11 protein-coding genes and 1 pseudogene are annotated in these 7,168 nt (G+C 56.3%); 6 read left to right on the top strand and 6 right to left on the bottom strand.

Annotation, left to right across the window (positions count from 1 at the left end):
• Window positions 1–41 precede the first annotated feature (41 nt).
• From NCHOL11_RS18265 to NCHOL11_RS16570, 3 genes are all read right to left on the bottom strand, one after another.
• A complete protein-coding gene (locus tag NCHOL11_RS18265) occupies window positions 42–215 on the bottom strand; it encodes a hypothetical protein (RefSeq protein ID WP_176502345.1) in 174 nt (57 codons plus the stop codon).
• Window positions 216–324: 109 nt separating this feature from the next.
• Window positions 325–1,416 (bottom strand): relaxase/mobilization nuclease domain-containing protein, encoded by a 1,092-nt coding sequence (locus tag NCHOL11_RS16565; RefSeq protein ID WP_097093709.1) that lies wholly within the window; start codon window positions 1,414–1,416, stop codon window positions 325–327.
• On the bottom strand, window positions 1,416–1,682 hold the full coding sequence (locus NCHOL11_RS16570; RefSeq protein WP_255254888.1) for a hypothetical protein: 267 nt from the start codon (window positions 1,680–1,682) through the stop codon (window positions 1,416–1,418). Before NCHOL11_RS16570 ends, NCHOL11_RS16565 begins: the two co-directional genes overlap by 1 nt.
• A 132-nt stretch (window positions 1,683–1,814) precedes the next feature.
• On the opposite strand from NCHOL11_RS16570, the gene NCHOL11_RS18270 reads away from it, so the two are divergent.
• The 6 genes from NCHOL11_RS18270 to NCHOL11_RS16600 all read left to right on the top strand — a co-directional run bounded on the left by NCHOL11_RS18270 (window position 1,815) and on the right by NCHOL11_RS16600 (window position 5,826).
• Complete coding sequence (locus NCHOL11_RS18270) at window positions 1,815–2,018, top strand: hypothetical protein (RefSeq protein ID WP_097093710.1); 204 nt, start codon at window positions 1,815–1,817, stop codon at window positions 2,016–2,018.
• Between the two features lie 120 nt (window positions 2,019–2,138).
• Window positions 2,139–2,801, top strand: a complete 663-nt coding sequence (locus tag NCHOL11_RS16580; RefSeq protein WP_097093711.1) for a S24 family peptidase — start codon at window positions 2,139–2,141, stop codon at window positions 2,799–2,801.
• Window positions 2,802–2,906: 105 nt separating this feature from the next.
• Window positions 2,907–3,707: a helix-turn-helix transcriptional regulator gene (locus tag NCHOL11_RS16585; protein ID WP_097093712.1), complete on the top strand. Its 801-nt coding sequence runs from the start codon at window positions 2,907–2,909 to the stop codon at window positions 3,705–3,707.
• A 71-nt stretch (window positions 3,708–3,778) separates the two neighbouring features.
• Window positions 3,779–4,399 (top strand): acyl-homoserine-lactone synthase, encoded by a 621-nt coding sequence (locus NCHOL11_RS16590; protein ID WP_097093713.1) that lies wholly within the window; start codon window positions 3,779–3,781, stop codon window positions 4,397–4,399.
• 24 nt (window positions 4,400–4,423) lie between these two features.
• Window positions 4,424–5,344 (top strand): phytanoyl-CoA dioxygenase family protein, encoded by a 921-nt coding sequence (locus NCHOL11_RS16595; protein WP_097093714.1) that lies wholly within the window; start codon window positions 4,424–4,426, stop codon window positions 5,342–5,344.
• Window positions 5,344–5,826, top strand: coding sequence for a winged helix DNA-binding protein (locus NCHOL11_RS16600; RefSeq protein ID WP_097093715.1), 483 nt, complete (start codon window positions 5,344–5,346; stop codon window positions 5,824–5,826). The genes NCHOL11_RS16595 and NCHOL11_RS16600 overlap by 1 nt, the downstream gene beginning before the upstream one ends.
• Here NCHOL11_RS16600 and NCHOL11_RS18275 read toward each other — a convergent pair.
• The 3 genes and pseudogenes from NCHOL11_RS18275 to NCHOL11_RS16605 form a co-directional block, all read right to left on the bottom strand.
• A complete protein-coding gene (locus NCHOL11_RS18275; protein WP_176502346.1) occupies window positions 5,784–5,975 on the bottom strand; it encodes a hypothetical protein in 192 nt (63 codons plus the stop codon). The two genes, NCHOL11_RS16600 and NCHOL11_RS18275, sit on opposite strands and share 43 nt — an antisense overlap.
• A gap of 164 nt (window positions 5,976–6,139) precedes the next feature.
• Window positions 6,140–6,277, bottom strand: a complete 138-nt coding sequence (locus tag NCHOL11_RS18280) for a hypothetical protein (protein ID WP_176502347.1) — start codon at window positions 6,275–6,277, stop codon at window positions 6,140–6,142.
• Window positions 6,274–6,603 (bottom strand): annotated as a pseudogene (locus NCHOL11_RS16605) (thermonuclease family protein); the annotation flags it as partial. The gene NCHOL11_RS18280 and the pseudogene NCHOL11_RS16605, both read right to left, overlap by 4 nt.
• Between the last annotated feature and the right edge of the window lie 565 nt (window positions 6,604–7,168).

Raw genomic sequence — 7,168 nt, forward strand, 5'->3', positions numbered from 1 at the left:
AGCGCTTAGGATCACTCTATTTTTCTCACCTTTGGGCAGACCTAATCCCCTGCCTCCCCGGCAGTCCCGTTCACCAAAGCGTCGGTGAGCATGGCCGCCAGAGTTTCTTCGGCACGCCGACGTGCGCTAATATCTTTGGCTTCCAGATCATGCCGCAGCCACTGCGGCGCTCGCTCGATCACGCGCAGAATTATCGCGGTTATATTCTCATCCATCGCCGAAGCCTATGACGGTCGATCGTGCTCAACGCAATGTGGCTACGACCTGATAATAGATAGCGGCTTTTCGAGGTTTCCATCCAAATCGAATTAAGGGGCTTCGCAGCTATCTTGTTCGCTTGGGCGGCGAAGGATCGGATGGCCTTCGTTCGGGTGGACCGTCGCGCTTGCGCTCCTCAGCACGCCGCAGGCGTTCAATCGCGTCCCTTAGGACGCGGTCTGGCACAGTCTCGATCGCAGTTCGATCTTTCAGGAACGCGCGAAGCTCGCCGGCCAGCGTCTTGTTGAGCGGATCGCCAGTGCGATCCAGTCTTTCCGCAGCTTTTTCATACTGCTGCTTTGTGATTTCCCAACGCGCCTTAGCCCGAACAACAAAGTGCGGTGACATCGCCTTGCCCGCGGCGATGGCCAGGGCCTCACGGGCCTGCCGCATATCCACCTCGGTCGGCTGCCGTGAAACACCGCTCCTGATCTTAGCTCGCATCTGTGCAAGCGCCATGCTGGTGCCCGCCCTCCCCTGCCCTCGCGTCCAGCGCGGCGTCGCCTCGCATTCCACACCCCGGCTGCGCAGCGCCTCGGCAAAAGACTCGCGGAACTTGAACAGATCTTCCCGACGTGGATCGAAGCGCCGATCATCCAAACCTTCAGCCTGCACCGTAAGGTGGACATGGGGTCGAGGCGTGTCGGTATGAAGCGCCATCAGATAATCATGATTATCACCCACCATCCGATCGGCCGCCCCGCGGACAGCCTGCCGTACCGTTTCGGCATCCGTCCCCTCCGGCATGGAGAAGACCATGGCAACGGCAGAAACGGTAGCGCGATCCCGCCATTGAAGCGGCTCGGACCACTCCTGCGCAAGCTGCTGCAGTTCCGCCTTGTCGCTGATCACCTCTCCGTCGCGCGTCTCCACAGCAAGGTCGCCATGCCGTGCGATATAAGAAAGATGAGCGCCCAGATGCTCAGCACCCTTCTTGCGCCCGGTAACCTTCACCAGGACCTCCGGCGCCTTGCGCACAACCCGCGCCAGCACAGCGCGCGGATCCGTGCGCGCCGCAGCATGGCTGGCAGGCTTGAAAGGACCGGTCTGATTGAGAAGATGCTTGGCGTAGGCAAGGTTCGGATCGCCGAAGACGCGCGGCCGGAACATCGGCTTCAGCACACCCCACAGCTCGTCTTCGCGCTCACCAAAGGGCATCAGTCCGCGACCTTCCAGTAGCTGAGGTCATTGCGGAGGGCTTCGCTCAACGCGGCAATCTGTTCGTTGATCTCCTGCCGCATCTCACCGATGCGGCGGAGTTCCGTTTCGATCTGCAGGCCATTGTCGGCCATCATTGCAGCGTTACCCGCCTTCATGGCCTGGTTGAGATTGCGACCAATCCGCTCCAATTGCATGCGGACGGGCTTAAGGCCGTTCCGAAAGCCATCGTCGACCTTCCCCTTCAAACCCAGATGTCGGCGCATCAATGCCTTGACCCATCCCGCTCGATCGGTGCCCCTCTCGGCCGCCCTCACTTCAAGGACGGCAAGTTCTGTGTCGGTGAAACCATACGACTGGACGGCGCCATCCGCATGCCGCCGAAATAAAGGCAAGCCGTGACCGCCCAACCGCATCGCGAGCAGGAGGCGGTTACGCTTTCCTGGATCATCACCGCCGTCCTTGCGTGCGATCCGCAGGATGCGGTTGAATATAGGGGGCAATGGGTACGCTGGGGCGACCTGCAGGCCAGCATGGCGGATCTGCAGGCCCAGTTGGAACGCATGACCGCAGCGCGCCTCCCGCTGGAGCAGATGACCTGAGCTTTCCGTTTGCTCAGAAGAGTAAGAAGACCGGCAAGCTGCTGAAGCCAAAGCCCGTGAACAACACCGCGAATTCTGTTAATGGCCCGGATAGGCCGCTAAAGGCAAACCGGTGCATCAATGGATAACGTTCGCAGAAAGCTTCAGGAGCTAATTACGCAGCGCGGCGACACCTACGCTGGCATCTCTAGTCTCCTTGGGCGCAACTCTGCGTATATTCATCAATTCATCACCCGGGGCACTCCGCGCAAGCTCAGCGATGAGGATCGTCGCATCCTGTCCCACCATTTTTCAGTGCCAGAGGAGTGCCTAGGCGCTCAAGACCTGCCTCCCCGCCCTGCGGCGGCAGGAAAGCCGCTGGTGACAGTCCCGATATTGCAGACCCTTGCCGCCGCGGGCGATCCGCAGAATTCACGCCCAAACGACGAGCGGAAGTCGAGCGTCACATTTGACGCCGACTGTCTGAAAAAACTTGGCGTCAAAGCGGACCGAATTTCGATCGTCAGAATCGAGGGGGACTCGATGTCACCGACGCTGTGCGATGGGGACGATGTTATGATTGATCATGATGATGGCTCAGCGAGACTGCGGGATGGCGTGTACATCTTGCGGATCGATGATGGGCTCGTAGCTAAGCGAGTGTCTCCTGGGCCTCTGAGAGGACAGGTCGTGGTTAGCTGCGACAATCCTGCATATCCCACCTGGTCCGGTATCGATGCCGGGAGCCTGCTGGTGCTTGGCAGAGTAATCTGGCTAGGAAGGCAATTACCTAGACGGCAGTGATCAATCCTTTCTTAACCATATGCTAGATTTCCTGCACATATGGCAATTTTGATGTAGGAAAATCCTACAAGCCCCTTCTATATCCTTCTGGATTGAGGGGCACGAATGGGACAAGCGTTGGCGTCGTTTAGTTTCGGGGTTCAGGAGGAATCGCTTCAAACCTTCAGGCTGGTGCAGCAGTTTGTTGATGCGGCCAATCGGGCTTCAACTCTCCAGCAGGTCGAATTGCTGCTTGAGCAAATTAGCCTCGAGATGGGCTTCGATTACTATGCCCTCATCCACCACGTGGATCACCGGGCGCGTAACAAGGCGAGTTCAGTGCGATTGGAGAACTACCCCAAGCCATGGGTGGAAAAGTTTCTAGAGAAAAAGATGTACTCTTGGGACCCCATCCACGTCGCCAGCTATGCGACAAATCTCGCCTTTGCATGGTCGGATGTCCCAGACATGATCACGCTGACCAAAAGACAGCAAGACGTGTTACGATCAGCCCTCGACGAAGGCATAGGTGACGGCATCACAGTCCCGGCCAACTTGCCTGGCGAGGCGAATGGCTCCTGCAGTTTCGCTCTCCGGCGGGGAAAAACGCTTCGCCGGGAATATATTGGTGCCATACAACTTATCGGCTCCTTCGCCTTCCAGTCGGCACGGAACCTTGCCCTTGAGGCGGCGCGGTCTACCGCTACTACCGGGCGAGTCGATCTCAGCCCCAGGCAGCTTGATTGTGTACTACTCGCCGGACGCGGCAAGTCAGATTGGGAAATTGCCACCATTTTGGGCATCAAGGAAGATACGGTTACGCAACATCTCGACAGCGCTCGGGAGCGATACGGCGTAGCAAAGCGAGTGCAGCTGATCTTGCGTGCTGTTCATGCGGGGCAGATTGCATTGACTGACTTGCTCTGACTATCCCCCTTTAGGGGGAATGGCGCGAAGGTCCAAATTGGACAAATTAAATCCTCCACGAGGAGGGTTTCATGCTTCACTTCATCAATAACAATAACATCAAACATTATAAAAATGTCGTTGATATTATGTTTATGGACAGAAAACATGTCTTCATTGATTTACTAAAATGGGAAATTCCAGCAGACGGCACCTTTGAACGTGATCAGTTTGATGATGATAATGCAGACTATTTGATAGTTTCCGACCCATCAGGTGGAGATCATCTTGGCTCCGTAAGACTTCTTCGCACTGATCGACCGCACATCATCGGCAATATCTTTCCCCATCTTTGTGATATGCCGGTCCCTACAGGGACCTCAATCCGGGAAATCACCCGCCTGTGCCTATCGCCCCGGTTGCGGGCACCGGAGCGTCGCATTGTTCGCAATCGCCTTGCGACAGGACTGACGGAGCATGCTCTGCTGACGGGCATCAGCAGCTACACGGGCGTGGCTGAAATGGGCTGGCTAACCCAGATACTCGGTCTCGGGTGGCGGTGCGTCCCATTGGGAATCCCGAAGGCTGTGGGCAAATCGTTGCTCGGCGGCCTGCAAATCCACATCGGAACTGACACGATGGAACTCTTGCGTGATGCGGGGACCTATTCGGCGTCTGGCCTGACTTACGCTCAGTCCAAACTCGCCGCCTAACCCAAATTCATCGCAGAGGTTCACATGTACTCGCCAACCGACATTGGCGCGGCTGACCGCGCACGCCTTGCCGATTTGATCTCCGTTTATGCAAGCAGCCTCGTAACCGACGGCTATGTCATCATCCCCGAAGTCATCGACTCTGAAACAATCGCTCGCCTTGATAGCAATCTGGCCGAACGCTTCGAAAGCACGGCATTCAGTGAGGGAGCTTTCTACGGTTCGCAGACGAAGCGGTTCGGTCGCCTCCTTCTGCGTTCCGAACAGACGGCGAAGCTCGTACAGAATGAATTGATCGTCGGTATCGTCAACGAGGTTTTGAAGCCGTGGTGCGACGTGATTCAGCTGAATCTTACCCAAGCGGTCGAGGTTCACCCCGGCTCCCCAAATCAAGTTCCCCATCGCGACCAGGACATGTGGAAGGGTCCTAAAGGCGAAATGGAGTATCTGGTCAACGTCATGTGGCCGACTACGCCGTTTACGGCCGAAACCGGAGCCACCATCGTTTGGCCGCACAGCCACCGTCACCAAGACCAAATAATTTTGCCGCCCGAGGACAGCGTTGATGCCGAGATGTTGCCCGGTTCAGCGCTGCTATTCCTCGGCTCCACTCTGCATGGCGCCGGTCAGAACGTCAGTTCACAAATCCGGCGTGGTGTAATCATCAGCTACAGTCTGGGTTGGCTCAAACCCTATGAGAACCAATGGCTCGCCTACCCGCCAGAAATCGCAAAGACGTTCAGCTCCGAATTAGCTGCTTTGGTAGGCTATCAACAGCATCGGCCAAACTTGGGCAATTTCGAAGGACAATGCCCTTCTGTCCTGTTGAACGACGTGGTGCCTGACCATCTTCACGCGATTGACTCACTTCTTCCTCAACAAGAAGGGCTGATCGCCGCATATAGGGAAGGAAGACCGCTCGAAGAAATTCTTGGAGCGATGTGATGGGCAGTGAAATCCCAATTAACCGCCGCCACTCTGATGATGATCTTGACGCCTTAACAGAAGAGGTTTTCGCAAGAATAAAGGCGCGCGTTGCAAGGGGCAAACAGCAAGCCGAGGAGCCTTTTCAGACCATACCACAATCGAGCGTGGAGATGGCTCAGCGAATTATCCGGGAAAGAAGATTAAGAGATAAGGCTTTTGGATCTGATCTGTTCGGCGAACCCATATGGGACATGATGCTCGATCTGTTCGTGAGCGGAGAGATGTCGACGCAAGTGAGCATATCAAGCTTGTGCATCGCCGCCTCGGTTCCCTCAACCACAGCGCTGCGACAGATCCAACTCATGCATCAAAGAGGCATCATCCAAAGGACGCCCGATCCAAAGGACCACAGGCGAATTTTCGTCTCGATGACCCCGCAGTGGCGTGAAAGTTTAGATCAATTGCTCTCATCGATGACCGGAGGCAAAATCGCCCGCTGACCCGGCAAGGCCTCGATCGCCAAGCTTAAATGGCTGCTCGCATTCCATATTTTCAGTCTATCCAGATCGAGCAACAAGCGATTGAGCTGCTCGGCGATCGAGGCAACCTGGTCAGAAAAATCCGTGTCGACAGTTTGGGCCAATAGCATTCACATTCCCCTCCAAGCACCGTTTTGTTTAACTGGTTTGTTCAGCCAAGACACATCTGGAGATCTCAGTTTAACCTTCATTAGGTTCAACTTACCGCTTGTGTCACTCTTCAGCAACTGCTGTTCCGGCATATTCTGGCTGAGCCAGAGGACTAGCCATGGTATCAACGTTTCAGTTGGCCAGTAAGCATCACTCCAGCATTCCACAGCGTCATCCCGGCATTCCAAAGCGCCGTGCCGAAGCCTATCACCAGGATGGCACCTATCAGGAACGCCTCGATCAGGAAGATGGCGCGCTTCAACACCAAGGCTCCCGGCGTCCGGTCCACGTCCGCGCCAGCCCTTCGCTGACAAGCTGATCTCCGAGCGATCGACCGTCACGGGTCAGCACCCTCAGCCGTCGGCCGTAACGGTCAGTATCCCTATTGCCAATCGGGGCAACCGAGAACGGGCCAGCGTTCACCAGTTCATGCAGCCTCCGCGTAGCTCTTGCCCCAAGCTCGCCTTCTGCCTGGCATTTCGGTCCATGCGTCTCAGGCGTATCAATGTCAGCGACCCTGATCTTTTCGCCGTCCAGCCAGATAGTGTCCCCGTCCACTACGCAATTTTTTCCGCCACCTATGTAACACAGGGTAAAGCTGCGGGAAATTTCGTCCTTGGCAGTAGCGGCATTACATCCTGGCAAAGCAGCCAGAACCAAGAGAAAACGAGGCGACATCAGACATCCTGAGCGATAACAGGGCTCTAGCTAGTTCACGCTATGCCTGCCCAGATGCGTGAATTCAAGAATTAGACAGCGGCGAGCACGCGCTGGCGAATCAAAACGGGCAAAGGCCGTAAACGACAAGCCAGCCTCCGCCCGCAGCAGGACGGATGCGGTTTCGCTTAACCACTGCTGATCGTGGGGTTTGGCTTGGTGCATGAACGAGCGACAGGTTTCGGTTCGCGCCGCGTCAAGCTGAACGGCGACAAAGAAGGCCCTTGCAGTCTGGCGGGTTAAGATGAAGCGAGTGGCCGCATCCGGTTACAGCTGCCATTCGAACGCCGAGAACGAACGGCCGGAATTGGGCGACACCTGCCAAAATAGCTGAACGTCTGCACCTGGGAAGCGAAATTTCCGTGCTGAGCGTCCGACTAGGGTCGGCCTGCTCTGAAGCGTTCTACCTGTGGCCATCATGGCCTTAGGAGACGTT

Source organism: Novosphingobium sp. Chol11 (genome assembly GCF_900218065.1).
Classification (GTDB): Bacteria; Pseudomonadota; Alphaproteobacteria; order Sphingomonadales; family Sphingomonadaceae; genus Sphingobium; species Sphingobium agri.

Excerpts from the sequence above, each read along its gene's own strand:
- NCHOL11_RS18265 (WP_176502345.1), bottom strand. The coding sequence starts at position 215 with ATGGATGAGAATATAACCGCGATAATTCTGCGCGTGATCGAGCGAGCG.
- NCHOL11_RS16565 (WP_097093709.1), bottom strand. The coding sequence starts at position 1,416 with ATGCCCTTTGGTGAGCGCGAAGACGAGCTGTGGGGTGTGCTGAAGCCG.
- NCHOL11_RS16570 (WP_255254888.1), bottom strand. The coding sequence starts at position 1,682 with ATGCGCCGACATCTGGGTTTGAAGGGGAAGGTCGACGATGGCTTTCGG.
- NCHOL11_RS16580 (WP_097093711.1), top strand. The coding sequence starts at position 2,139 with ATGGATAACGTTCGCAGAAAGCTTCAGGAGCTAATTACGCAGCGCGGC.
- NCHOL11_RS16585 (WP_097093712.1), top strand. The coding sequence starts at position 2,907 with ATGGGACAAGCGTTGGCGTCGTTTAGTTTCGGGGTTCAGGAGGAATCG.
- NCHOL11_RS16590 (WP_097093713.1), top strand. The coding sequence starts at position 3,779 with ATGCTTCACTTCATCAATAACAATAACATCAAACATTATAAAAATGTC.
- NCHOL11_RS16595 (WP_097093714.1), top strand. The coding sequence starts at position 4,424 with ATGTACTCGCCAACCGACATTGGCGCGGCTGACCGCGCACGCCTTGCC.
- NCHOL11_RS16600 (WP_097093715.1), top strand. The coding sequence starts at position 5,344 with ATGGGCAGTGAAATCCCAATTAACCGCCGCCACTCTGATGATGATCTT.
- NCHOL11_RS18275 (WP_176502346.1), bottom strand. The coding sequence starts at position 5,975 with ATGCTATTGGCCCAAACTGTCGACACGGATTTTTCTGACCAGGTTGCC.